The following is a 24,395-nucleotide window of genomic DNA, read 5'->3' on the forward strand; positions in this document are numbered from 1 at the left end:
GACGCTGCGGCGGAATCGCACAGAGGAATTACAGAACTCTTTGGTTCCCCGGACGCGACGCAGCACGAGGTGCTGCTTCGCAGATCCGGGGTCCGGTCACTGAAGAAGAAAGCGGGATGCCGGATCTGCGGAGCGGCATAGCAGCAATGCTTCGCATTGCCTGAGAATGCCGCACCGCGTCCGGGACACGAGTCCAGGCACGCAAACAAAAAGGGCGGCCTTTCGGCCGCCCTTTCCGCGTTCGCGAGTTGCGAAATTTACTCTGCAGCAGCGGTGCCTTCTTCGGCCTTCTGCTTGGCTTCGAGGTCTTCGCCGGTGGTCTGGTCGACAACCTTCATCGACAAACGCGTCTTGCCGCGATCGTCGAAGCCGAGCAGCTTGACCTTGACCTTGTCGCCTTCCTTGACGACGTCAGAGGTCTTCTGCACGCGGCCGGGAGCGAGCTGGCTGATGTGAACCAGGCCATCCTTGGCGCCGAAGAAGTTCACGAACGCACCGAACTCCATGACCTTGACGACGGTGCCGTCATAGATCGCGTTGAGTTCCGGATCCGACGCGATCGACTTGATCCACTTGATCGCGGCCTTGATCGACTCGCCATCGGAGGACGCCACCTTGACGGTGCCGTCGTCGTCGATGTTCACCTTGGCGCCGGTCTTTTCCACGATCTCGCGGATCACCTTGCCGCCGGTGCCGATCACTTCACGGATCTTGTCGGTCGGGATCTTGAACGTCTCGATGCGCGGCGCGTATTCGCCGAGCTCGGCACGGGCGTTGTTGAGCGCCTTCGACATCTCACCGAGAATATGAATGCGGCCTTCCTTGGCCTGGCCCAGAGCGACCTTCATGATCTCTTCGGTGATACCGGCGATCTTGATGTCCATCTGCAGCGAGGTGATGCCGGTGTCGGTGCCGGCGACCTTGAAGTCCATGTCGCCGAGATGATCTTCATCACCCAGGATGTCCGACAGAACCGCAAAGCGCTCGCCCTCGAGAATGAGGCCCATCGCGATACCCGCGGTCGGCCGCTTCAGGGGGACGCCCGCATCCATCAGCGCGAGAGAGGCGCCGCAGACCGAAGCCATCGACGACGAACCGTTCGACTCGGTGATCTCCGAAACCACGCGCACCGTGTACGGGAATTCGTGGTGGCCCGGCAGGATCGGATGGATCGCGCGCCAGGCGAGCTTGCCGTGGCCGATTTCGCGACGCTTGGTACCGCCCATGCGACCGGTCTCGCCGACCGAGTAGGGAGGAAAGTTGTAGTGAAGCAGGAACGTCTCTTTGTACGTTCCCGACAGCGAGTCGATGTACTGCTCGTCTTCGCCGGTGCCGAGTGTGGTCACCACCAGCGCCTGGGTCTCACCGCGGGTGAACAGCGCCGAACCATGCGCGCGCGGCAGCACGCCGACTTCGCAGACGATCGGACGGACCGTGGTCAGGTCGCGGCCGTCGATGCGCTTCTTGGTGTCGAGGATGTTCCAGCGAACGATCTTCGATTCCAGTTCCTTGAACACCGCGGCGACGCGCAGCTTGTCGTACTTCGGCTCTTCACCTTCCGGGAAGTAGTGCGCCATCGCCTTTTTCTTGACGGCGCCGACGGCGGCGTAACGCTCCTGCTTGATCGGCAGCGCGTAGGCCGAGCGCAGCTCGGTCTCGACCATGCCGAGCATTTCCTTTTCGAGCGCGCTGTCGTCGATGGTGACGACTTCGCGCGGCTCCTTGGCGGCCTTCTCGGCGAGCTCGATGATCGCCTTGATCACCGGCTGGAAGTGGCGGTGACCGAACATCACGGCGCCGAGCATGATCTCTTCGCCGAGTTCCTTGGCTTCCGATTCGACCATCAGCACGGCATCGCCGGTGCCGGCGACGACCAGGTCGAGCTGGGTGTCGGCCATTTCGTCGAGGGTCGGGTTGAGCACGTATTCATCGTTGATGAAGCCGACGCGGGCGGCGCCGATCGGGCCCTGGAACGGAGCGCCGGAAATCGTCAGCGCGGCCGAGGTGGCGACGAGAGCGAGAATGTCCGGATCGTTTTCCATGTCGTGCGACAGCACGGTGACGACGACCTGGGTCTCGTTGCGCCAGCCATCGACGAACAGCGGACGGATCGGACGATCGATCAGGCGGGACACCAGGGTCTCCTTCTCGGTCGGACGTCCCTCGCGCTTGAAGTAACCGCCCGGGATGCGGCCGGCGGCGTAGGTCTTTTCGATGTAGTCGACGGTCAGCGGCAGGAAGTCGATGCCATCCTTGGCGGTCTTGGCGGCGACCACGGTGGCGATGACGACGGTCTCGCCATAGGTGGCGATGACGGCGCCGTCGGCCTGACGGGCGATCTTGCCGGTCTCGAGCTTGAGCGGACGACCGCCCCAATCGATTTCGACGGTATGAATATTAAACATCGTGTTTTTCTTTCATGGGTTCACGAAAGGCGGCCGCCGAAAACACAAAAGCCAGAATCTGGAAGTCTCGTGCAAGACGGCAAGAAGCTGTCCGCGATGCCGCGAAATCAGCGTCCGGCGATCCTGCCGAATCCTCCAGAATCCTGGCTCCTGCATTCAAAATGGCGTCCATCCTTCCGATGGTCGCGGGCAACTCTTGTGAGCCCGCCCGCGCGACGGGCACCTTGCCCGTCATCGTCCAGTCGCCGGAGTGCTGCTGGACGCTATCGTGCGGCCCGCTTTTGGCCCGCACTACAATTGATGCAAAAACGCGCGCAACAAGTTGCGCGCGCGGTTTGCCTTAGCGACGAATGTTGTGCTTCGCCAGCAGCGCCTTGTAGCGCGCCTCGTCCTTGCGCTTGATGTAGTCAAGCAACGAACGACGCGTCGAGACGAGCTTCAGAAGACCACGGCGGGAATGGTTATCCTTGACGTGGGTCTTGAAGTGGCCGGTCAGGTTGGCAATGCGTTCCGAGAGGATCGCAACCTGAACTTCCGGCGAACCGGTATCGCCGGCCTTGTTGGCATTGGTCTTGATGACTTCCGCTTTGCGTTCTGCGGTAATCGACATCGTCAAACACTTTCTTTGCGAGCCGAACTGGCGGTCAGTCCGGTCAGGTTGAAGACGCGCTTGGGGATGAGTTCGCCATTGTTAATCTCGGCGAGGGCCAGAAGCCGGCCTGCCACCGTGACATAAACTGTGCCGCTACAATTGGGCGCATCCCGTCCGCGCAACAAAACGGCCTGGCCCCGATGGAGCCTTGCCGCATCTGCCCGTGTGACGGCCAGTGCCGGGATGTCGTCCAGCGCGGTCTCAACGGGCAGTAGCGCGTCGGCGAGGTGACCCTCGCCAGACGCGGCTCTATCGCACAAAGCCTCCAACTGTTCCAGCGGAATCATGTCGGCTTCGGCAAATGGACCGACCAGCGTGCGCCGGAGCGCACTGATATGGCCGTAACAACCGAGCAGACGGCCCATGTCGCGGGCCAGCGCCCGCACATAGGTGCCCTTGCCACATTCGGCCTCGAACACCGAGTGGCCGCCATCTAGCTGTTCTGTAAGGACAAAATCGTGGATCACGACGGGCCGGGGAACCAGCGGCACCACTTCGCCGTCGCGCGCCAGGTCATAGGCGCGCTCGCCGGCGATCTTGATCGCGGAATATTGCGGCGGGGTCTGCTCGATATTGCCGATGAACTGCGGCAGCAGTGCGCGGATCTGCTCGGCCGTCGGCCTGATGTCGCTGGAGAACGTCACCTTCCCCTCGGTGTCGTCGGTATCCCGTTCCTCGCCCCAGGTGACCGTGAAGCGGTAGCGCTTGCGGCCGTCCATCACGAAGGGAACGGTCTTGGTGGCTTCGCCCATGGCGATCGGCAGGCCGCCGGACGCCAGCGGATCCAGGGTACCGGCATGGCCGGCACGCTTGGCCTGGAACAGCCGCTTCACCACGGCGACCGCATGGGTCGAGGTCATGCCGATCGGCTTGTCGAGGATCACCCAGCCGTGGACGTCGCGCTTGTCGCGGCGCACCTGACCCTGCTGGCGCGACTGCTTGCCGCCGCGCGAACGGTTATCGTCGCGGCCCTGCTGCGCATCGGCCTCGGCGCCCAGCGGGGCGATGGCCGGCACATGGGCCGTATGGTCGCCATGACCGTCATGGGAGGGCATGCTTTTTCAACGCCGGTCGGTTCTTCGATCTGCGAATCGAGGGCGGCGTCTGGGGTCGTCACGGTCATCAATTATCTTCCGGTTCTTGCGAATTTTGTTCGAGGTCGCGCTGCACGGCGGGCGTGCGCAACAGTTTTTCGATGCGATCCGCCTCGTCGAAACGTTCGTCGATACGGAAACGCAGATCGGGGGCGAATTTGAGGTTCACCTTGCGGGCCACCGCGGTGCGGATGAACGGCTTGTTGGCGGCCAGCGCTTTCAGCACCTTGTCGGTGTCACGGCCGCCGAGCGGCATCACATAGACGGTGGCGAGCTTGAGGTCCGGCGACATCCGCACCTCGGGCACGGTGATCAGGTTGGTTTCCAGCACGGGATCGTGGACGCCGCCGGTGGACAGGATGTCGGCGACCGCGTGACGTATGATTTCGCCGACCCGCAACTGTCGCTGCGAGCCGCCGGGGGTCGAGGTTTTTTGATGATGCTTGGGCATCGCTGAGTTCCAAAGCTTGCGCCATGCCCGCCGGTAGTGCGGGCATCCACGACTTCGCATTGAGTCTGACAAAGGCATTGATGGCCGGGAAAACTCCCGGCCATGACGCCTCTTCGTTGCTCCGGCTGACTGTAAGACTTGGACTTACAGAAAGATCCGGACCTACAGGGAGCGCTGAATGGTCTCGACGCGATAGCACTCGATGATGTCGCCGGCGCGCATGTCGCCGTAACTCTCGAACGCCATGCCGCATTCCTGACCGGACTGCACTTCCTTCACTTCGTCCTTGAAGCGCTTCAAGGTCGACAACTTGCCTTCGTGCACCACGACGTTGTCGCGGATCAGACGCACATTGGCGCCGCGTTCCACGGTGCCGTCGGTGACGCGGCAGCCCGCGACTTTGCCGACCTTGGAGATGTTGAACACTTCCAGGATCAGGGCATTGCCCAGCATGGTCTCGCGCAGGGTCGGCGCGAGCAGGCCGGACATTGCCTTCTTCACGTCATCCACGAGGTCGTAGATGATGTTGTAGTAGCGGATCTCAATGCCGTTGCGCTTGGCCAGCGCGGCGGCTTCCTTGTTGGCACGGACCGAGAAGCCGATGATGGCGGCGTTGAAGCCTTCCGCCAGCGTGACGTCGGATTCGCTGATGCCGCCGACGCCCGCATGCAGGATGCGCGCGGCGACTTCGTCGGTGCCGAGCTTCTCCAGCGATCCCAAAATCGCTTCGAGCGAGCCCTGCACGTCGGCCTTGATGACCAGCGGGAAGTCCTTGCGACCGGTGGTCTTGAGCTGGCTCATCATCTGCTCGAGCGAGCCGCGCATGCCGGAAATGGCCGATGCGGACTTCTCGCGCTTCTGATGGGCACGGTAGCTGGTGACTTCGCGGGCGCGGGCTTCGCTCTCGACCACGGCGACGCGGTCGCCGGCTTCCGGCGGGCCATTGAAGCCGAGGACTTCGACCGGCACCGACGGGCCGGCTTCGGTCATCTGCACGCCCTGATCGCTGATCAGCGCGCGGACGCGGCCCATCTCGGCGCCGGCGACGATGATGTCGCCGACCCGGAGGGTACCGCGCTGCACCAGCACGGTGGCCACGGGACCGCGGCCACGATCGAGCTTAGCTTCGATCACGGTGCCCTCGGCAGGGCGCTCGGTATTGGTCTTGAGGTCGAGCAACTCGGCCTGCAGCGCGATCATCTCGAGCAGCTTGTCGAGATTGGTCTTGTTCTTCGCCGAGACTTCGACGTCGACCACTTCGCCGCCGAAGGATTCGACCTGGACGCCGTATTGCAGCAGTTCGGTGCGCACGCGCTCCGCCTTGGCATCGGGCTTGTCGATCTTGTTGATCGCCACGATCATCGGCACCTTCGCCGCCTTGGCGTGGTTGATGGCTTCGATGGTCTGCGGCATGACGCCGTCATCGGCAGCCACCACCAGGATCACGATGTCGGTGACCTTGGCGCCGCGGGCGCGCATCGCGGTAAACGCGGCGTGGCCCGGCGTATCGATGAAGGTGATCTTCTTGCCGCTCTCCGGCGACGTGACCTGATAGGCGCCGATGTGCTGGGTGATGCCGCCGGCTTCGCCGGACACCACGTTGGCGTGACGCAGCGCGTCGAGCAGCGAGGTCTTGCCGTGATCGACATGGCCCATGACCGTGACGACGGGCGAACGCGGCTCTACGTCGGTGGAATCGTCCACCGTGTCGAACAGACCTTCTTCCACGTCGGATTCGGCGACGCGCTTGACGGTGTGACCGAGCTCTTCGGCAATCAGCTGGGCGGTGTCGGCGTCGATCACGTCGGTGATCTTGACCATCTGGCCCTGCTTCATCAGCATCCGGATCACGTCCACGGCGCGCTCGGCCATACGGTTGGCGAGTTCCTGGATGGTGATCGCTTCCGGGATGATGACCTCGCGAATGAGCTTTTCTTTCGGCTCGTTCGACTGGTGACCCTTCAGGCGCTGGGTGCGGCGGCGGAACGAGGCGATCGAACGCTCGCGCACGTCGTCGGCGCTCAGTGCCGTTACCAGGGTGAGACGGCCGCGCTGCTTGGCAGGCGCCGGCTTGGCGGTGGGCTTGGCAGCCATGACAGGACGGGCAACGCCGCCGGGACCACGGCGGACCTGGCGCGGACCTTCGTCCTCGTCGGTGGCATCGGCGGCGACGCCGGGCGCACGCGGCGGCGGCAGGCCTGCGGCCTTGGCGGCAGCGGCGGCCTTCACATCGGCTTCGGCCTGACGCTTCTTGGCTTCGCGCTCGGCCTTGGCCTTGACCTCTTCCTCAATGCGGTGACGCTCGTCCTCGGCCTTCTTGCGGGCTTCGGCGGCTTCGCGCTCGGCCTGGGCAATGCCTTCCTTGGAATTGCGGCGGGCGGCTTCGATTTCGGCCAGGCGGCGCTCTTCGATGTCGCGCAGGCGCGCATCGGCCAGCGCGCTGGCGCGTGCGTTCTTCTCCTCCTCGGTCAGGGTGCGCAACACCACGCCGGAACCGCTGCGGCTCGGCGGGCTCGACTGCCGGCTCGGCGGACTGGACTGGCGGCCCACTGGCGCGCGCGACGGCGGCGCCGGCGGCGCGCCACGGCCCATCGGCGGACGGGGCGCCGGAGCTGACGGCGTCGGCGCTGGCCGGGTCATGTTGGGGCCGGGGCCCACCGGGGCTGCTGCAACGGGAGCGGCCGCGACCGGGGCTGCTGCAACGGGAGCCGGCGCAACAGCAGCAGGAGCCGCAGCCACTGGCGCCGGTGCAACCGGTGCGGGCGCAGGCGCTGCTGCCACATGGGCGGGAGCGGGTGGAGGCGTCGGCGCAGCCGCCGGGGCTTCGGCGGGAATGCGGCGTTTGCCGCGCTTCTCGACGACCACCACGTTGGTGCGGCCATGGCTGAAGCTCTGACGCACGGTTCCCGTCTCCACCCGCGGCTTCAGCGAGAGAGTCTTGGAAGGAACACTCAGAGTCTTGTCGCCAGGCGTTTTCGTATCAACCATTCAGCAGTCCCAATCTTGTTGCGTTGTGCGTGTCCGCACCGTCTGTTCCATCAATCCTGCGTCGCCGGCGGTTTAGCCGTCGCCAAAGCCTCAGGCTCCAAAGTCCCTGTTGCCAGGATCCCGGTCGCCGAAGGCTCACTCACTACGTGTCTGGCCGTCGTTTTAACCTTGCCGCCAACGCCTGCTGTGCCGTCGTCCGCCATCCGGTATCGGACCAGTGTCTGGCTGCGCGACAGGAACGTTTTGCTCGCCGGACCCGCGAGCAGGGCAGCATGTATCACATTTGACCTGCCTAATGCCAAATCCAATTCGTCGGACGTCAAAACAGTGACAATGGGCAGTTCGCGCAGGGCCGGTGGCGCCTGCAGCTCTTCAGATAGTCCTTCGGAGGGCAATTCGGAAGCACCATCAGCAGCCGAAGGCGCCTGAGAGGCCCGCTCTTGCTGGAATTCCTGCTCCAGCAACGAGGTTTGCCGGGCGATTCCGTCCAGTTTGCGGATTCCGTCGGCGGCGCCGTCCGAGGCGTGGATCAGTCCCTTGGCCTGGCGCTGCCGCAGCGCATCGGCGACCTTGGTGAAGCCGGACACCACTTGGCCGGCCTTGGCAGTGATCGCCAGCGCTTCGATGACGCCGCGGACCATCAGCCGGTCGGTGTCGTCCGCCAGCGTGGCGGACGCCTTGACGTTTTTCTTGAAGCCCTTGGCGAACAGATTGCGCTTTGCCGCTTCGGCCACGGCCTTGCGGGAAGCGGTCACCCACAGCCCGCGGCCGGGCAGCTTGCGCTTCAGATCCGGGATCGCCTCGCCCGTGGGCGCGACGACAAAACGGATCAGCTCATCGATCGGGCGCACGCTGCGCGTGACCACGCACATCCTCTCGGTCCCGGACTTGTTGGTCCGAGGTCCGTTGTCGAGATCTGCCGGGTCAGCGGGGGCGAGCATGCGCGTGGCATCGTTCCTTAAACCGGCTGATCTTCGGTGGCGTCGACCTCGGCGCCCTTGTCCAGATCCGCCTGGGTGATCCAGCCCGCAGCAACGCGCGCCTGCATGATGAGGCGCTCGGCGTCTTCACGCGAGATTTCCGAAGCGTCGAGAATGCCCGGATGCTTGGTCGGCTCGGCGCCTTCCTTGCGCTCGGTCCAGCCGACCAGATCGTCGGTCGCACAGCCGGCGAGATCCTCAATGCTCTTGATGTCGTTCTCGCCGAACTTGACCAGCATCTTGGAGGTCACGCCCGGTACCGTCTTCAATGCGTCTTCCACACCCAGTTCCTTACGTTTGTTTTCGAGCTCAGACTCGAGCTGTTCGAGAAATTCGCGCGCCCGGCTCTGCAGCTCTGCGGCGGTCTCGTCGTCGAATCCTTCAATGCTGGCCAATTCCTTGAGGTCGACCATCGACAGTTCTTCCACCGACGTGAACCCCTCGGACGCCAGCAATTGGCCGACGACTTCGTCGACATTGAGGGATTCCATGAAGACGCGGGTCGAATTTTCGAAATCGGCCTGACGGCGCTCGGATTCTTCCTGCTCGGTGAGGATGTCGATATCCCAGCCGGTCAGCTGCGAGGCCAGACGCACGTTCTGGCCGCGACGCCCGATCGCAAGAGACAGCTGGTTATTGGTGTCGGGAACGACAACCTCGATGCGCTCGCGATCTTCATCGATCACGACCTTGGAGACTTCCGCCGGCGCCAGCGCGTTGACCACGAAGGTGGCGATATCCGGCGACCACGGGATGATGTCGATCTTCTCGCCCTGCAGCTCGTTGACCACGGCCTGCACGCGCGAGCCGCGCATGCCGACGCAGGCGCCGACCGGATCGACCGAGGAATCCCTTGAAATCACGCCGATTTTCGCGCGCGACCCGGGATCGCGGGCAACCGCCTTGATCTCGACGATGCCGTCATAGATTTCCGGCACTTCCTGCGCGAACAGCTTCGCCATGAACTGCGGATGGGTGCGCGACAGGAAAATCTGCGGGCCGCGGGTCTCGCGACGAACGTCGAAAATATAGGCGCGGACGCGGTCGCCGTTGCGGAACACTTCGCGCGGCAGCATCTCGTCGCGGCGCACGATGGCCTCGCCGCGGCCGAGATCGACGATCACGCTGCCATATTCGACGCGCTTGACGATGCCGTTGACGATGTCGCCGATGCGATCCTTGAATTCCTGGAACTGGCGGTCACGCTCGGCCTCACGCACCTTCTGCACGATGACCTGCTTGGCGGACTGCGCAGCGATGCGGCCGTATTCCAGCGGCGGCAGGGTGTCGGCGATGGTATCGCCGATCTGCGCACCGGGATTGGCGCGTTCGGCATCGAACAGCGAAATCTGGTTGGACGAATTCTCGACGTCCTCGACCACCAGCATGTGGCGGGTGAGCTGCAACTGGCCGGTCTTCGGGTTGATCTCGGCATGCACGTCGGTTTCGGAGCCGTAGCGCGCCCGCGCCGCCTTGGCGATCGCGTCTTCCATCGCCTCGATCACGATGCCGCGGTCGATGGATTTCTCCCGCGCGACCGCGTCCGCAATCTGAAGCAATTCGAGTTTATTGGCGCTGACAGCTGCCATGGCTCAGTCTCCTTCGGTGGGGTCGAGGCCCAGCCGCTGTCTTTCAGCGGCCAGCCGGTGTTCCTTGGTGTTCTTAGGGGCAGGTTTCGCAGCCGCTTTCTTCGCGGCCTTGAGTTTCGGCTTCGGTGCAAAGCTCTTGGTGGGGTCGCTGCGCTTGGCGTGCGGCGGCGGCGCGGGCAAAACGCCGAGGCTCTGCTTCATGTCGCGCTCGGCCTGCTTGCCGCGGCGCATCGATTCCGCAATCAGCTCGTCGGTCAGAACCAGATTGGCGTTGGAGATATCTTCCAGCGGCAGCCGCGTAATGGGGTCTTCGCCGTCGCGGGCGCCTTCGCGGTCCAGCAACACCACGTCGCCCTCGATGGCGCCGAGCAGGCCACGGAACCGCTTGCGGCCGCCGACCGGCACGGCCATCTCGATCTTGACCAGATAGCCTTCGTAGCGCTCGAAATCGGTGCGGCGGACCAGCGGACGGTCGATCCCCGGCGAGGAGACTTCCAGCCGGTAGGCGCGCTCGATCGGATCGGAAACGTCCAGCACCGGCGACAGAGCGTGCGAGATCGCCTCGCAGTCCTCGACCAGCATGGTGCCGTCAGGGCGCTCCGCCATGATCTGCACGGTGCAGCCGAGTTCGCCGGAAATCTTGATGCGGACCAGCCGGTAGCCCATGCCCTGCAACACCGGACCGGCAATCGCGGACACCCGCGCGGCGGCACCCGGTTCAATAACCAGGCGCGGCTCGGAAAGCAGTTCGAGATCCACTTTATCGGCGATTGGATCGGTCATGTCCGGCGTCAAGATCTGTCTGGCTGTAACGGTTGTGAGATGAGGCGAAGCCGGGCTTCGGCCCGGCCGTTAGCTCCTGCACCGACCCCGCCGTGCCGGCAGGGGTCCATTCAGGTAATAAAAAAGAGCGGGTCCCGAGGGGCCCACTCTCAAACGCGATCGTATGAGAAACCATAAGTTGCCGCCGATATAGCCGTTTTGCGGGGCACGGGCAAGGGCCGAGAGGCCCAAACCGCCGATTTCGCCGGTAATCGGATCACGTTTTCTCAGCTAACCCTTCCTTCATCAAGCCGCATTACCTTCCGCAAAGCCGTCTGAGCGGCGAGCGTTAAGCAGGTTTCTATGACAGTGGCGCATGCCTTCATTCCCGGGCTGGAGGAGATCGTCAAAAACGGCGATCCCCGGCGTCGCGGCGACGCGCTGCGCAAGATCTCCGATCTGTTCGTGCAGGGCGCCGCACATTTCCAGCCCAACCATGTCGAGTTGTTCGACGGCATCCTGGTCAGCCTGGTGCCGCAGACCGAGATCGAGGCCCGCGGCGAACTGGCGGAGCGGCTGTCGTCCCTCGCCAACGCGCCACCGCAACTGGTCAACCTGCTGGTACGTGACGACGAGATCACCATTGCCGGCCCCCTGCTGCGCCATTCGCCGCTCATCGACGAGCCGACGCTGGTCGACATCGCGCGCGTCAAGGGTCAGCCGCATCTGCTCGCGATCACCCACCGTCCGACGCTGTCGCCGGGAATCACCGACGTCATCGTTCGCCGTGGCGATCGCGATGTCATCCGTCAGGTCGCCAGCAATGGCGGCGCACAGTTTTCCATCGTCGGCTATTCCGGCCTGATCCGGCGCGCCGGCGACGACGGCGTGCTCGCCGTGACCGTCGGACAGCGCAATGACCTGACCGGCCCTCAGCTCAAGGACCTCCTGTCGCGTTCGATCGACGTGGTTCGCCGCCGCTTGTTCGAGTCGGCGAGGCCGGACCAGAAGGCCGCCATCAATCGCGCCATGGAGGAAATCACCGGGTCGCCGCGGCATATGCTGGTGATCCGCGACTTCGCGACGGCGCAACGCGCGATCAACAAGCTGCACCAGGCCGACGACCTCAACGAGGGTACGCTGCTGCGCTTCGCGCGCGCCCACCAGTATGAAGAAACTGCGGCTGCGCTGGCGGCGATGTCCGGCGTGCGGATCGAGACCATCGACCATCTGCTCAAGGGCGACCGCGACGATCCGATCCTGATTCTCGGAAAATCGATCGGAATATCCTGGGCGACGATTCGCGCACTGATGGCATTGCGGATGGGGCCTGGGCGTTCCACTGCCGCGGCAGATGTCGAGGAAGCCCGGCTCAACTTCGAGCGTCTGGTACCGGCGACTGCGCAGCGCGTGCTGACCTTCTGGCAGACCCGCGATCCCAAATCCATGACCGCCTAGGCTTACCGCGTCTCCGCCGTTCTTTTGAAAATTAGGTACGCCGCCTTGCGGCCTTCGCGGGTGGCCTTGCGGCCGTAGCGCGTCATTGTGTAGTTCGGCCACGGCAGGCGCCAGTCGTCCGCACGCTCGGCGGTCCAGATGAAATCCGGCGCACGCGACAGATGCCACAGCGTCCAGGCGACGTAATCCGGGATGTCATGGACGAAGCGGAATTCGCCGGACGCCCTGAGCACCCGGGCCATTGCCGCAAGCGTGGCGTCCTGCACGAAGCGCCGCTTCCAGTGTCGCTTCTTCGGCCACGGATCGGGATGGATCAGGTCGATGCGCACCACCGACTGCGGCGGCGCCCACGCCAGCAGTTCAGCCGCATCGCCGGCGACGAGGCGGATGTTGCGCACGTCGTGCGCTTCGATCTGCGACAGGATCTTGGCCATGCCGTTGACGTAGGGCTCGCAGCCGATGAAACCGGTGCGCGGATGCGCCAGCGCCTCCGCGACCAGATGTTCGCCGCCGCCGAATCCGATTTCGAGGCGGACGTCATCGACCTCCGACGCGAACAACGAGCGCAGCTCGGCCGGCGGCGCGCCGGCGATGTCGAGGGCAAGACGCGGCAGCAACCCGGCGATCAGGTCGGCCTGGTGCGAGCGCAGCTTGTGGCCCTTGCGGCGGCCGAAGAACGAGCCCTGGCCGGCGTCATGGCCAAACGCCGGAGCACCGTCGCTGGCATCGTCATGGTGATCGTCGGAATCGGCGGGTGCGGTTGTCATCGCGGGAGTGATACAGCCGAACCGCAGCGGATGCCAACGGCCGGCAATACCGGCCGCGACGAAACTCCGTGCAACGTTCAGCGGCTGTCCGGTGGTTCGCGCGCGGCGATCTGCTCGACCATCTCAACGATGCTGCGGCGGAGCTTGCTGTCGGTAATCCGCGTGAAGGCACGCGTCAGCGCCAACCCCTCGGAGGTGGCAAGAAAGTCCGAGACATAGGCCGGCGACGCCGCCTCGCCGAACCCGTCGCTGCCGAGCGTGGCGCCGGGGCCGCCCTCGAACAGAAACGATACCGGAACCTGAAGGATTTCCGAGATCTGCTGCAGCCGGCTGGCGCCAACGCGGTTGGTGCCCTTCTCGTATTTCTGCACCTGCTGGAATGTCAGCCCCAGCGCCTCACCGAGCTTTTCCTGACTCATACCCAACATGATGCGCCGCATGCGCACACGACTGCCGACATATTTGTCAACAGGATTGGGCGCTTTGGTGGACATCGCAAACACTCCTCGATCGCGTGGCAGACACGCCGTTCGAAAGCGGGCCTCAATGTTCGCACCACGCTCCGTAACGGTATGGACGTATCGTAATCGATTTTGGCACCCGTGCAAATTTTCCTAAGCGAAAATTTTGTGCCACGCACATGGCCAATTCCCAACACCTGAGAACGCGATCGTTAGAATTTTACCGGACTGGCCTTTTCGGGCCTCCAGTCTCGCCGCGGCGTCCGCTCGAAATGCCGCGGTCGTCGCAAGAAATGCCTGTGCAGCAACGCTTTCAGATCCGCCGGGCGTTGCGCCGACGCACCGCGACGATGATTGCCAGCGCAACGATCATCGCCGCTGGAATGTCACCGATACGTGCATAAATTGTCTGTGGAATGGCAGTGGGAAGGCCGGAATCCAGCACGCCTTCGACGCCGAGTCCGAGTCGCGCCACAAAGCGCCCGACGGGATCGATCACCGCGGAGATTCCGGTGTTCGCTGCGCGAACGACCGGTAGTCCTTCCTCGATGGCGCGCACCCGGGTTTGCTGCAGATGCTGATAGGGCCCAGTCGAAATGCCGAACCATCCATCGTTGGTGAGGTTGGCGATCCAGCCGGGACGATCGTCGCGTGAGGTCACGTCGCCAGGGAAGATCGCTTCATAGCAGATCAGCGGCAGCATCCGCGGCGCGTTCGGAATCTCCATGGTCCGGCGCCGGTCGCCCGGAATAAAACCGCCCTGCACCTTGGTGAGCTGGACGAAACCGATTTTTTCCATCCAGTCCTGGAACGGCAGATATTCGCCGAACGGCACCAGATGCAGCTTGTCGTACACGGACAGGATCGTGCCATCGTGATCGATCACATAAATAGAATTATAGGCACGGCTGATGCGCGTGCCGGGCGGCTGGTCGGGAGGGCGCACCGCGCCGGTGACCAGCACGGTACCCTTCGGCAGCAAATCGGCGATCTGCGCCATCGCGTCGGCCTCGCGCGACAGGAAGAACGGAAACGCCGATTCCGGCCACACCAGCACGGTGGCATCGGCGACGCCGCTGGATTGCGGGCCGGTGGCGCGATCCGACAGCGCCAGGTATTGCTTCATCACGTCCGCCTTGGCGGCATAGTTGAAGCGGACATCCTGCCGCACGTTGGGCTGCATGATGCGCAACTTCACCTTGGCGACCATCTGAGTCGGATGCTGCGACAGTCGCACCACGCCGTACAGCCCCATCGTCGCCAGAAGCAGCAATGCCGCCGCTGGCGCCAGCCATGGCCGGCGCATCCGGGCGCGCCCGTCGATCAGCACGGCGGGGCTGGCGAAGATCGCCACCGTCACGAATGTCAGGCCCCAAATGCCGATCAGAGAGGCGCTCTGCGCCAGCGCCAGCGGTTCGGTCAGCGCGTAGCCGAACGTGTTCCAGGGAAAGCCGGTGAGCACATGGCCGCGCAACCATTCGCCGATGGTCAGGCTGGCAGCGAGCGCCAGCACGCGCGACGCGTCCCTGGTCCACAGCAGCCGCGCCAGCGCGAAGCCGAGCGCGGTGAACAGCGCCAGATAGGCCGGCAACCCGCAGACCGCCACCGGCAGCAGCCAGCCGAAGATCTGCGCATCGACGAGAAAGGCATAGCCGATCCAGTACAGGCCCGGCACGAAATAGCCGAAGCCGAACCACCAGCCGGCCATGGCCGCGGCGGGCACGCCACGCATCCGGCCGGCCGCGGAGCCGTCGATCAGCCAGACTACCACCGGGAAGGTGACGAACAGCACCGGCCATGCGTTGAACGGCGCCATCGCCAGCGACGACAGCGCACCGGCCGCCACGGCGATCGCCGCGCGCTTCCAGCCCCAGGCCAGGATGATCGAGAGGCCGACGCTACGCAGTTTGTTGAAAGTCACGATGAGCTCGCACCGTCGCCGGCCTGCGACAGGCCTGAATTGTCATTGGCCTGCACGGCGTCGGAGCCGCCATCGCCGCGGCGGGCGGTGCGCGCACGCACCACCGGGCGCTCCTTGCGCGGCCCGATGCGCAGCCGCTTGACCCGGCGCGGATCGGCGTCGAGCACCTCGATCTCGAAATTGCCGGGACCGGAAATCACCTCGCCGCGCACCGGCAGCCGTCCGACATGGGTGACCAGGTAGCCGCCCAGGGTTTCAACCTCTTCGCCGGCTTCGCCGGTGACGAACTCTTCGCCGACCATGGCGATGACATCTTCGAGACTGGCGCGGGCGTCGGCGATAAAGGAATCACCCTGCTTGACGATCGAGGGCGCCTCGTCGCTGTCGTGCTCGTCGTCGATCTCGCCGACGATCTGCTCGACAATGTCCTCGATGGAGACCAGGCCGTCGGTGCCGCCATATTCGTCGACCACCAGCGCCAGGTGAATTCGCGACGCCTGCATCTGTGCCAGCAGATCGATGGCGCGCATCGATGGCGGCACGTAGAGCAACTTGCGGATGATGCCGGTTGCGGTGAGCGGCGCCGCGAGATCCACGGCGCGCAGGTCGAGGCCCGCCGGCAGCACCTTCTTCCGCTTGGCGACGGTGGTGACGGTGACGCGCGCTTTGGTGGTCATGTAAGCGAGGAGGTCGCGGATGTGGACGATGCCGACGGGATCGTCGAGCGTCTCGTTGTAGACCACCAAGCGTGAATGCGCGGCGCTCTCGAACAGGCCCATCAACTCGCCGAGCGAGATATCCTGCTTCACGGCGACGATGTCGGCGCGGTGGATCATCACGTCGGCGATGCGCCGTTCGTGCAGGCCGAGGATATTGCGCAGCATGGTGCGCTCGATGGGCGAGAAGCCGGTCTCGTCCGGCGTCGAGGCATCCAGCACCACCTGGAGATCGGCGCGCACCGAGCCGGGCTTCCAGCCGAACAGTTGCCGGATCGCGCGGGTCAGCCAGCTCTCGGCCGACGGCCGCATGACTTCGCCGTCGTGGATCACCGCTGGCAGGTTCGCCGTGGAGTTCGGATTGTCGTTGCTAGGGTCGCCCTCCGGCATGTCAGACCACCCGATCCGTCGATGGATCTTTTTCGGCATAGGGATCGGGAATGCCGAGGGTGGCGAGGATGTCGCGCTCCAGCTCTTCCATGACCTCGGCCTCGCCGTCCTTCTCGTGGTCGTAACCGACGAGATGCAGGAAGCCGTGCACGCTGAGATGGCTGAGATGGTGGGGAAACGGCTTGCCCTCGTCGTCCGCCTCGCGGCGTGTGGTCTCGTAGGCGATCGCGATGTCACCGAGCATGCGCGGCGCATCGTCGGCCTCCTGCCCGGACGGCGGCTGCAGCGCCGGAAACGACAGCACGTTGGTCGGCTTGTCTATGCCGCGCCAGTTCTGGTTCAGGGTGCGGATGCCGGCGTCGTCGGTCAGCATGACCGCCAGCTCGGCATCGCCGGTGTCGGCATCGACCATCCCCGCCGCCGCCTCGATGGCGCGGAAGATGATGGCTTCGGCCTCGGCCTCGGCGTTCCAGCAGTCGGCGACAATGAGAACCTCTGTCGCGGGAAGTGTATGCGTCGTCATCGTTCAGTAGCTTCTTTCGCCGACGAGCCCGATTGCGGATTCGCCGGCAGCGTGAGGTGTGTACTTCAGGACTTTGTGGTTGCCGGCTTCTGCGACATTCCCTCATAGGCGGAGACGATGCGCGCCACCAGTTCGTGCCGGATCACATCTTCCGCCTTGAACTTGACCTGCGCGATGCCGGTGATGCCGTCGAGCAGGCGCGCGGCTTCCGCCAGGCCGGACGTCTGGCCGGGCGGCAGATCGACCTGGCTGGGATCGCCGGTAACGATCATGCGGCTGTTCTCGCCAAGCCGAGTCAGAAACATCTTCATCTGCATCGAGGTGGTGTTCTGCGCCTCGTCGAGAATGATCGCCGCGTTGGTCAGCGTGCGACCGCGCATGAAGGCCAGAGGCGCGATCTCGATTTCGTTGGTCTGCAGCGCGCGCTCGACGATGCGCGAATCCATCAGGTCATAGAGCGCGTCGTAGATCGGGCGCAGATAGGGATCGACCTTCTCTTTCAGGTCGCCGGGCAGGAAGCCCAGTCGCTCGCCGGCCTCCACCGCAGGGCGGGTCAGGATGATGCGGTCGACTTCCTTGCGCTCGAACAGTTGCGCAGCCTGCGCCACTGCCAGCCAGGTCTTGCCGGTGCCGGCGGGGCCGATGCCGAACACCAGTTCGTGGCTCTTCAGCGCGCGGATATAGGTGTCCTGAGCCGCGGTGCGGGCGCGCACCGGACGCTTGCGCAGGTTGATCGCCTCGAAGGTCGAGGCCTTCGCGGCCTTGGGATCGAAGGCGAACAGCGAGCCCTGCGCCAGCGTGGCGCGGATCGCGCCCTCGACGTCGCCTTGCGCGATGTCGTGGCCGGTCATCGCCTGGGCATACAACGTTTCGAGCACGCGGCGGGCGCCGTCGCAGGCATCGCGGGTGCCGGTCAAGGTGATGTGGTTGCCGCGGGAATCCACCACGACGTTGAGCCTGCGCTCCACCAGCGCGAGGTTCTGGCCGTAGGGGCCGACCAGCGACGATGCCGCGCGGTTGTCGTCGAAGGCAACGACGACCTGCGTCTCGGGCTGGACTTGTGTATCGAGTTTGCGGGCAGCGAGCGTAGGCGAATCCGATGCGCTTTTGGGCAAGGGTTCAGGCTCCAGTGGTGGGGGAATGCGCGTGCTGCGCGGGCTGCGGTGACGGCGTGGCGACGAGGGAGCCGAGCAGGCTGTAGCGCTCGAGGCTCTCGATGCGAACCGGCAGGACCTGGCCGATGATATCGTCCGAGGCCATCACATGGGCCGGCTGCAGCCAAGCGGTGCGGCCGACGATCTGGCCGGGATTACGCGCGGCGCGCTCGAACAGCACATCAACAGTTGCGCCAATCGTGGCCGTGTTGAAGGCCGATTGCTGGCTGTCGATCAGTTCCTGAAGTCGCACCAAGCGCTCGTCCATCACTGCTGTCGGCACCGTCTCCTGCATGTCCGCCGCCGGCGTGCCCGGCCGGGACGAATACTTGAACGAATATGCACCAGCGTAACCGATTTGTGTGACGAGTGCGAGGGTCGCATCAAAATCTTCATCGCTCTCGCCGGGGAAGCCGACGATGAAATCCGACGTAAATGCAATGTCTTGCCGCGCACCGCGAAAACGATCGATCACCCGGCGATAATCTTCTGCAGTATGTTTGCGGTTCATGGCCGCCAGAATCCGGTCAGAACCGGACTGCACCGGCAGATGCACGAACGGCATCAGCTGCGGCAGATCGCGATGCGCCTCGATCAGCGTGTCCTCGACGTCGCACGGATGGCTGGTGGAATAGCGCAGCCGTTCGATGCCCGGGATATCGGCCAGATGGCGCAGCAAAGTGCCGAGCGGCCACGGCCGACCGTCCGGCCCGTCGCCGTGATAGGCGTTGACGTTCTGGCCGATCAGGGTGATCTCGCGCACGCCGTTGTCGGCCAGCCGCTTGATATCGTCGACGATCTTCGCCACCGGGCGCGACACTTCCGAGCCGCGCGTGTACGGCACCACGCAGAAGGTGCAGAACTTGTCGCAGCCTTCCTGCACGGTGACGAACGACGAGATGCCGCGGGCGCGAGATCGCCGCCGGCTTCGGCGGCGGCAGGAAGCCGAACTTGTCCGCGACCGGAAACTCGGTTTCCAGCGCCCGCCCGCCGGCCTTGGCCCGCGCCAGCAGTTGCGGCAGATGATGATAGCTCTGCGGCCCGACCACCACATCGACCACCGGGGCGCGGCGGATGATCTCGTTGCCTTCCGCCTGCGCCACGCAGCCGGCCACCACGATATTCATCTTGCGGCCGTCGGCGGCAGCCACGTCCTTGGCGACGCGCAGCCGGCCCAGTTCGGAATAGACCTTTTCCGAGGCCTTTTCGCGGATGTGGCAGGTGTTGAGGATCACCAGATCGGCATCGTCGACACTTGCCGTCTCGACAAATCCCTCCGGCGCCAGCGTGTCCACCATGCGCTGGGCATCGTAGACGTTCATCTGACAACCATAGGACTTGATATGCAGCTTGCGCGGCGGGGTCATGAAACCTGAATGCTGGATGGAGCGGCGCTTGCTGCGCGGGCTTCAGATATAGGGGAACGCCCGGAAAATCCAGCCCGATTGAGAAATATCTGAATTTTCAATGACTTGTCGAATCCCGAGCGACAATCTCGGTTGTCATCCCCGCGCATGCGGGGATCCAGTAACCGGCACTCCTATGGCTCCATCACCACTGCCGGCGCCTACTGGGTCGCCCGGTCCTGGCGCGCTATTGCGCGCAGGCCGGGCGATGACAGCGGAGGGGGCGGTTAAGCTTCCTGCCCAACCAAGCCGGGCAATTCCCGCATATCGCCGAAGATGGCCGTCGCGCCGGCGGCTTTCAGCGCCGCGGCGGTTTCTGGCCGGCAATGCGCGCCGCCATGAAAACCGAGCACGGTCATGCCCGCAGCCACCGCACCGGTGACCCCGGGCACGCTGTCCTCGACCACCACGCAGCGCGCAGGCGTCGCGCCCATTTCGGCCGCCGCGAACAGGAACAGGTCCGGCGCCGGCTTGCCATGGCTGACCTGGCTCGCGGAAAACAAGTGGGGCCCGAAACGATCGCGCAGGCCGGTCGTGGTCAGGCTGCTGACAATCCGCGTCGGTGTGCCCGAGGACGCCACGCAGATCGGCAGCGACAGTCTCGCGAGCGCTTCGGCGACATGCGGCACCGGCGTGAGCTGCTCGCCGAACACCCGGTCGATGGCCGCCTTAAGATCGACCGTGTACTCATCGGGCAAAACGCGGCCCATTTCCGTCTCGACCTCGAATCGCGCCTCACGCGACGAGCGGCCAAGAAAGCGATCATGCACCTGCTCGGCTGATATCGCGTAGCCGTGCGCCGTCAGCACCTCGGCGTGCACCACACAGGCCAGCGCCTCGCTGTCGACCAGCACGCCGTCGCAATCGAAAATGACGAGATCGAAACTCACTTGGCCGACTTATCCTCGTCGAGCGGCACGCAATACAGCTCGAGCCGGTGGTCGACCAGCTTGTAGCCGAGACGCGCGGCGACCTCGGCCTGCAGCTTCTCGATTTCCTCGGAGGTGAATTCGATCACCGTGCCGTCACGCAGATTGATCAGGTGGTCGTGGTGGCTGTCACGCATGGTCTCGTAGCGCGCGCGGCCTTCGCGGAAATCGTGGCGTTCGATGATGCCCGCATCCTCGAACAGCTTGACGGTGCGATACACCGTGGAGATCGAGATCTTGTCGTCGACGGCAACACAGCGGCGATACAGTTCTTCGACATCCGGATGATCGACCGCTTCCGCCAGCACGCGCGCGATGACGCGGCGCTGTTCGGTCATGCGCATGCCGGTGGCGGCGCAGCGCGCCTCGATTCCGGTGGCCTTCAGCGCAGGCGTGGGTTTGAATGCTGTCATGCTTTGAGCTTTCGGCGCGGCGAGCGATCGCGCGCTGCAAATGTCGCCCCTTGTGCCACCGCGCACGCCTTACGACAAGTCGCGGCGCATCACCAAGGCGTTCAATTCCTGGCCGCCGGCCTCCTTGTAATAGCGTTCGCGGCGCCCTGCGACGACAAATCCGGTCCGTTCATACAGCCGCCTCGCCGGCTGATTGTTTTCCTCGACTTCCAGGAACACGGTGCGGATGCCGCGGCCCGCGAGATGGCCGAGATGGGTGAGAAATAACTCCCGCGACAGACCGCGGCCGCGATGCGCGGGAGCGAGCGCGATGGACAGGATTTCCGCCTCATCCGCGGCCATCCGCGACACCGCAAAGCCGATGACGGCGGGGCCCTGGCGCAACCGGTGCACCAGAGTGTTGCCTTCGCCGAGCATCTGCTCGAATTCGGTCTCGCCCCAGCCGCGATGGAACGAGGCGCCGTGCAGCCGCGCCAAAGCGCGCGCGTCGCGCAGGGTGGCAGGCTCGACCACGGCAGGTCGGCGACTCCACAGGCGCGACAGCCAAGCCGTCATGACGCGGCGGCCTGCGTGGCTTTCTGCAGCGGATCGATCTGCGGCTTGGCGTCGGGCGCACGCAGGTAATAGGGCCGGGCCGGCGCATTCTCCGGGGTGACGGCGGCGCCGAGCCAGCCGATCCAGGTGATGTCGGGCGCCGGTTGTGCATCGACCTGCAGCGGCGGGGCGGCGTCGGCTGGCCAGCTGTCGGCGAGGATCTGCGCCGCGTTGCCGACGATATGCGGCGCGCCAAGCCGCGCGACTTCCAGCGCCTCGCCAACCGGCGCGACGCGTGGGCGGATCAGCGGGCTGCCGTCGCCGGCAACCACCTGGAAATAGACGTGGTCATGACGGGCATCGATGGCGGAGATGATCGGATGCGGCTCGTTGCGGCTCACCACCGGCGCGGCGTAGGCCGTCAGGGTAGTCACGCCGACTACCGGCTTGCCGGCGGCGAGGCCGAGTCCGCGCGCCGCGGACAACCCGACCCGCAGGCCTGTGAAACTGCCGGGTCCGGTGGTGACGGCGATACGACCCAGGTCGGCGAAGCCGATGCCGGATTGCGCCATGACCCGCGCAATCAGCGGCATCAGCGCTTCGGCATGGCCGCGCTTCATGGGCAACGATTCATGGGCGATCAGCCGGCTGACGCGGGTGTCGAGCACACCGGCGGCGCAGGCATCGAGGGCGGTATCGATGGCGAGGATCAGCATTTGCAATCTTTAGCATGACTTGTGAGCAATTTTGCACGCTGCCCACAACTCATTTTGGGCGCGCCGATTCGGCCGCGCGGCAGATCTCGCGTCGCAGCAATTTGGTCGGATACGTTGCGCGATACCGGCAGATCGCAGTTGGCCTCTAGGGAATTTTTTCAACTCGACAAGCAGGGAGGACAAGGTGCGACATTTTTGTTCCGCGACGTAACACCCTTTAGTTGCAGGGGTTCCCGCATTTCTACGGAACTCCCACTTAACAAAATCTTCGCGAATGGAGCCGATGATGCACATCGTCCATCGACCGTGATGGCGCCCGTCTGTTTGCATTTCAAACACCGAACGGCGCGCAATCCCCGACAACATTGGAACCAAAACATGTTCAATCGCCGTCCGAGCAGAAGCGAGCAGGCCAAATCCCTTGCAACGGATATTCTGACAGCGAATGTGATGGTCGCCGATGCCGACCACAATATCGTTTACATGAACGAGGCTGTCGTCGGTCTGCTGAGCGAGGCCGAGGCCGATATCCAGAAAGACCTCCCGCGCTTCAGCGTTGCCAAGCTGATCGGCAGCAATATCGACGTCTTTCACAAGAACCCCGCCCATCAGCGCCAGATGCTCGAAAGCCTGCAGGCGACGCATCGCGCCACGATCAAGGTCGGCGGCAGAATTTTCGACCTCGTCGCGACGCCCGTCAAGAACAAGGATGGCACCCGCGTCGGCACGGTGGTCGAATGGTCCGATTCGACGCTTCGGCTGCAGAACCTGGAATTTACGGCAAAGGTGACGGCAATCGGCCGGGCGCAGGCCTCCATTGAGTTCGGGATGGACGGCACCATCATCACTGCCAATGAGAATTTCCTGAGCGCGCTCGGTTACACGCTGCCGGAAATCCAGGGCAAGAACCACAGCATGTTTATCGCGCCTGCGGAACGCGACGGCGCGGCCTACCGCGAATTCTGGGCGAAACTGAACCGCGGCGAGTACCAGGCCGCTGAATATAAACGCATTGGCAAAGGCGGCAAGGAAGTCTGGATTCTCGCCAACTATAATCCGATCTTCGACGAGCGCGGCAAACCGTACAAGGTCGTCAAGTACGCGACCGACGTGACCGAGCAGAAACTCAGAAACGCCGACCTCGCCGGCCAGATCGCCGCGATCGGCAAATCGCAGGCGGTGATCGAGTTCGACATGAACGGTACCGTCCTCAATGCCAACGATAATTTCCTGCACGCGCTGGGCTATTCGCTCGGCGAGATCAAGGGCAAGCACCACAGCATGTTCGTCGACCCGTCGGAACGCGACGGCTCCGCCTATCGTGAATTCTGGGCCAGCCTGAACCGCGGCGAATACCAGGCCGCCGAATACAAGCGTGTCGGCAAAGGCGGTCGCGATGTCTGGATCCAGGGGTCGTACAATCCGATCCTCGACCTCAACGGCAAGCCGTTCAAGGTCGTCAAATACGCCACCGACACCACCGAGCAGGTGATTGCCCGCATGAAGAGCGATCGGGTCCGCGGAATGATGGAATCCGTCGCCGCCGGCGCCGAAGAGCTGAATGCCTCGGTGCGCGAAATCTCCGAGGCGATGATGAAATCGAAGAACACCGCGATGTCGGCGGTGAGCAAGGTCGAGCAAGCCGACGAACAGGCCCAGCGCCTCAGCTCTGCAGCGCAAGCCATGAGCGGTATCGTCGAACTGATCGGAAATATTACCGGTCAGATCAACCTGCTGGCCCTCAACGCGACCATCGAGTCTGCGCGCGCCGGTGAAGCCGGCCGCGGCTTCGCTGTGGTGGCGTCCGAGGTGAAGAACCTCGCCAACCAGGCCAAGCAGGCCACCGACAAGATCGGCAGCGAGATCGGCAGCCTCAATGGCATTTCCTGCGATGTGGTCTCCGCATTGATCGCGATCAAGCAGGAAATCCAGAACGTCAGTGAATACGTCACGGCCACGGCGGCGGCCGTCGAGGAACAGAGCACGGTGACAAGCGAGATGTCGTCGAGCATGCAGCGCGCAGCGGCCGAGGCCGCCAGCATCGGCCGCTAGCAGCGCGGCCCGATCACCGCGACGCTGGCCGCGC

21 protein-coding genes and 1 pseudogene are annotated in these 24,395 nt (G+C 64.3%); 2 read left to right on the forward strand and 20 right to left on the reverse strand.

Going from position 1 to position 24,395, the window contains the following annotated elements; genetic code table 11:
* Positions 1-257: 257 nt before the first annotated feature.
* The 9 genes from pnp to rimP all read right to left on the reverse strand — a co-directional run bounded on the left by pnp (position 258) and on the right by rimP (position 10,942).
* Complete coding sequence (pnp, locus tag ONR75_RS00335) at positions 258-2,405, reverse strand: polyribonucleotide nucleotidyltransferase (protein ID WP_265080894.1); 2,148 nt, start codon at positions 2,403-2,405, stop codon at positions 258-260.
* Positions 2,398-2,640, reverse strand: a complete 243-nt coding sequence (locus ONR75_RS00340; protein WP_265080895.1) for a hypothetical protein — start codon at positions 2,638-2,640, stop codon at positions 2,398-2,400. Before ONR75_RS00340 ends, pnp begins: the two co-directional genes overlap by 8 nt.
* A 105-nt stretch (positions 2,641-2,745) precedes the next feature.
* A complete protein-coding gene (rpsO, locus tag ONR75_RS00345) occupies positions 2,746-3,015 on the reverse strand; it encodes a 30S ribosomal protein S15 (RefSeq protein ID WP_265080896.1) in 270 nt (89 codons plus the stop codon).
* 2 nt (positions 3,016-3,017) lie between these two features.
* Positions 3,018-4,112 (reverse strand): tRNA pseudouridine(55) synthase TruB, encoded by a 1,095-nt coding sequence (gene truB, locus ONR75_RS00350; RefSeq protein WP_265080897.1) that lies wholly within the window; start codon positions 4,110-4,112, stop codon positions 3,018-3,020.
* Positions 4,113-4,179: 67 nt separating this feature from the next.
* Positions 4,180-4,602: a 30S ribosome-binding factor RbfA gene (rbfA, locus tag ONR75_RS00355; protein WP_265080898.1), complete on the reverse strand. Its 423-nt coding sequence runs from the start codon at positions 4,600-4,602 to the stop codon at positions 4,180-4,182.
* Positions 4,603-4,764: 162 nt separating this feature from the next.
* A complete protein-coding gene (gene infB, locus ONR75_RS00360) occupies positions 4,765-7,590 on the reverse strand; it encodes a translation initiation factor IF-2 (RefSeq protein WP_265080899.1) in 2,826 nt (941 codons plus the stop codon).
* Between the two features lie 50 nt (positions 7,591-7,640).
* Positions 7,641-8,531 carry an RNA-binding protein gene (locus tag ONR75_RS00365; protein ID WP_265080900.1) on the reverse strand — a complete coding sequence of 297 codons (891 nt, stop codon included), beginning with the start codon at positions 8,529-8,531 and terminating at the stop codon, positions 7,641-7,643.
* Positions 8,532-8,548: 17 nt separating this feature from the next.
* Complete coding sequence (gene nusA, locus ONR75_RS00370; RefSeq protein ID WP_265080901.1) at positions 8,549-10,159, reverse strand: transcription termination factor NusA; 1,611 nt, start codon at positions 10,157-10,159, stop codon at positions 8,549-8,551.
* Positions 10,160-10,162: 3 nt separating this feature from the next.
* Positions 10,163-10,942 carry a ribosome maturation factor RimP gene (rimP, locus tag ONR75_RS00375; protein ID WP_265080902.1) on the reverse strand — a complete coding sequence of 260 codons (780 nt, stop codon included), beginning with the start codon at positions 10,940-10,942 and terminating at the stop codon, positions 10,163-10,165.
* Between the two features lie 342 nt (positions 10,943-11,284).
* On the opposite strand from rimP, the gene ONR75_RS00380 reads away from it, so the two are divergent.
* Positions 11,285-12,379 (forward strand): DUF2336 domain-containing protein, encoded by a 1,095-nt coding sequence (locus ONR75_RS00380; RefSeq protein ID WP_265080903.1) that lies wholly within the window; start codon positions 11,285-11,287, stop codon positions 12,377-12,379.
* 2 nt (positions 12,380-12,381) lie between these two features.
* Here the strand turns inward: ONR75_RS00380 and ONR75_RS00385 are convergent, their stop codons facing one another.
* The 11 genes and pseudogenes from ONR75_RS00385 to tsaB all read right to left on the reverse strand — a co-directional run bounded on the left by ONR75_RS00385 (position 12,382) and on the right by tsaB (position 22,309).
* On the reverse strand, positions 12,382-13,146 hold the full coding sequence (locus ONR75_RS00385) for a tRNA (guanine(46)-N(7))-methyltransferase TrmB (protein ID WP_265080904.1): 765 nt from the start codon (positions 13,144-13,146) through the stop codon (positions 12,382-12,384).
* A 77-nt stretch (positions 13,147-13,223) separates the two neighbouring features.
* Positions 13,224-13,640: a helix-turn-helix domain-containing protein gene (locus tag ONR75_RS00390; RefSeq protein ID WP_265080905.1), complete on the reverse strand. Its 417-nt coding sequence runs from the start codon at positions 13,638-13,640 to the stop codon at positions 13,224-13,226.
* Positions 13,641-13,920: 280 nt separating this feature from the next.
* On the reverse strand, positions 13,921-15,528 hold the full coding sequence (lnt, locus tag ONR75_RS00395) for an apolipoprotein N-acyltransferase (protein WP_413776417.1): 1,608 nt from the start codon (positions 15,526-15,528) through the stop codon (positions 13,921-13,923).
* Positions 15,525-16,634, reverse strand: a complete 1,110-nt coding sequence (locus ONR75_RS00400; protein WP_265080906.1) for a hemolysin family protein — start codon at positions 16,632-16,634, stop codon at positions 15,525-15,527. Before ONR75_RS00400 ends, lnt begins: the two co-directional genes overlap by 4 nt.
* A 1-nt stretch (position 16,635) precedes the next feature.
* A complete protein-coding gene (gene ybeY / locus ONR75_RS00405) occupies positions 16,636-17,157 on the reverse strand; it encodes an rRNA maturation RNase YbeY (RefSeq protein WP_265080907.1) in 522 nt (173 codons plus the stop codon).
* Between the two features lie 65 nt (positions 17,158-17,222).
* Entirely contained in the window at positions 17,223-18,272 is a 1,050-nt protein-coding gene (locus ONR75_RS00410) for a PhoH family protein (protein WP_265080908.1), read from the reverse strand.
* 4 nt (positions 18,273-18,276) lie between these two features.
* Positions 18,277-19,678, reverse strand: a pseudogene (miaB, locus tag ONR75_RS00415) (tRNA (N6-isopentenyl adenosine(37)-C2)-methylthiotransferase MiaB).
* A 266-nt stretch (positions 19,679-19,944) separates the two neighbouring features.
* Positions 19,945-20,607: an HAD family hydrolase gene (locus ONR75_RS00420; protein WP_265080909.1), complete on the reverse strand. Its 663-nt coding sequence runs from the start codon at positions 20,605-20,607 to the stop codon at positions 19,945-19,947.
* Positions 20,604-21,059 (reverse strand): Fur family transcriptional regulator, encoded by a 456-nt coding sequence (locus ONR75_RS00425; RefSeq protein WP_265080910.1) that lies wholly within the window; start codon positions 21,057-21,059, stop codon positions 20,604-20,606. The genes ONR75_RS00420 and ONR75_RS00425 overlap by 4 nt, the downstream gene beginning before the upstream one ends.
* A gap of 69 nt (positions 21,060-21,128) precedes the next feature.
* Positions 21,129-21,614 (reverse strand): ribosomal protein S18-alanine N-acetyltransferase, encoded by a 486-nt coding sequence (gene rimI, locus ONR75_RS00430; protein ID WP_265080911.1) that lies wholly within the window; start codon positions 21,612-21,614, stop codon positions 21,129-21,131.
* Entirely contained in the window at positions 21,611-22,309 is a 699-nt protein-coding gene (gene tsaB, locus ONR75_RS00435; RefSeq protein ID WP_265080912.1) for a tRNA (adenosine(37)-N6)-threonylcarbamoyltransferase complex dimerization subunit type 1 TsaB, read from the reverse strand. The genes rimI and tsaB overlap by 4 nt, the downstream gene beginning before the upstream one ends.
* A 378-nt stretch (positions 22,310-22,687) precedes the next feature.
* Between tsaB and ONR75_RS00440 the strand changes: the two genes are divergently transcribed.
* On the forward strand, positions 22,688-24,361 hold the full coding sequence (locus tag ONR75_RS00440) for a methyl-accepting chemotaxis protein (protein ID WP_265080913.1): 1,674 nt from the start codon (positions 22,688-22,690) through the stop codon (positions 24,359-24,361).
* Positions 24,362-24,395 lie beyond the last annotated feature (34 nt).

Origin of the sequence: Rhodopseudomonas sp. P2A-2r, from assembly GCF_026015985.1 — a bacterium.
Taxonomy (GTDB): Bacteria; Pseudomonadota; Alphaproteobacteria; order Rhizobiales; family Xanthobacteraceae; genus Tardiphaga.

What these genes read in the sequence shown, in the direction of transcription:
- pnp (WP_265080894.1), bottom strand. Translation starts at nt 2,405, where the DNA reads ATGTTTAATATTCATACCGTCGAAATCGATTGGGGCGGTCGTCCGCTC.
- ONR75_RS00340 (WP_265080895.1), bottom strand. Translation starts at nt 2,640, where the DNA reads ATGACGGGCAAGGTGCCCGTCGCGCGGGCGGGCTCACAAGAGTTGCCC.
- rpsO (WP_265080896.1), bottom strand. Translation starts at nt 3,015, where the DNA reads ATGTCGATTACCGCAGAACGCAAAGCGGAAGTCATCAAGACCAATGCC.
- truB (WP_265080897.1), bottom strand. Translation starts at nt 4,112, where the DNA reads ATGCCCTCCCATGACGGTCATGGCGACCATACGGCCCATGTGCCGGCC.
- rbfA (WP_265080898.1), bottom strand. Translation starts at nt 4,602, where the DNA reads ATGCCCAAGCATCATCAAAAAACCTCGACCCCCGGCGGCTCGCAGCGA.
- infB (WP_265080899.1), bottom strand. Translation starts at nt 7,590, where the DNA reads ATGGTTGATACGAAAACGCCTGGCGACAAGACTCTGAGTGTTCCTTCC.
- ONR75_RS00365 (WP_265080900.1), bottom strand. Translation starts at nt 8,531, where the DNA reads ATGCTCGCCCCCGCTGACCCGGCAGATCTCGACAACGGACCTCGGACC.
- nusA (WP_265080901.1), bottom strand. Translation starts at nt 10,159, where the DNA reads ATGGCAGCTGTCAGCGCCAATAAACTCGAATTGCTTCAGATTGCGGAC.
- rimP (WP_265080902.1), bottom strand. Translation starts at nt 10,942, where the DNA reads ATGACCGATCCAATCGCCGATAAAGTGGATCTCGAACTGCTTTCCGAG.
- ONR75_RS00380 (WP_265080903.1), top strand. Translation starts at nt 11,285, where the DNA reads ATGACAGTGGCGCATGCCTTCATTCCCGGGCTGGAGGAGATCGTCAAA.
- ONR75_RS00385 (WP_265080904.1), bottom strand. Translation starts at nt 13,146, where the DNA reads ATGACAACCGCACCCGCCGATTCCGACGATCACCATGACGATGCCAGC.
- ONR75_RS00390 (WP_265080905.1), bottom strand. Translation starts at nt 13,640, where the DNA reads ATGTCCACCAAAGCGCCCAATCCTGTTGACAAATATGTCGGCAGTCGT.
- ONR75_RS00400 (WP_265080906.1), bottom strand. Translation starts at nt 16,634, where the DNA reads ATGCCGGAGGGCGACCCTAGCAACGACAATCCGAACTCCACGGCGAAC.
- ybeY (WP_265080907.1), bottom strand. Translation starts at nt 17,157, where the DNA reads ATGACGACGCATACACTTCCCGCGACAGAGGTTCTCATTGTCGCCGAC.
- ONR75_RS00425 (WP_265080910.1), bottom strand. Translation starts at nt 21,059, where the DNA reads ATGACAGCATTCAAACCCACGCCTGCGCTGAAGGCCACCGGAATCGAG.
- rimI (WP_265080911.1), bottom strand. Translation starts at nt 21,614, where the DNA reads ATGACGGCTTGGCTGTCGCGCCTGTGGAGTCGCCGACCTGCCGTGGTC.
- tsaB (WP_265080912.1), bottom strand. Translation starts at nt 22,309, where the DNA reads ATGCTGATCCTCGCCATCGATACCGCCCTCGATGCCTGCGCCGCCGGT.
- ONR75_RS00440 (WP_265080913.1), top strand. Translation starts at nt 22,688, where the DNA reads ATGTTCAATCGCCGTCCGAGCAGAAGCGAGCAGGCCAAATCCCTTGCA.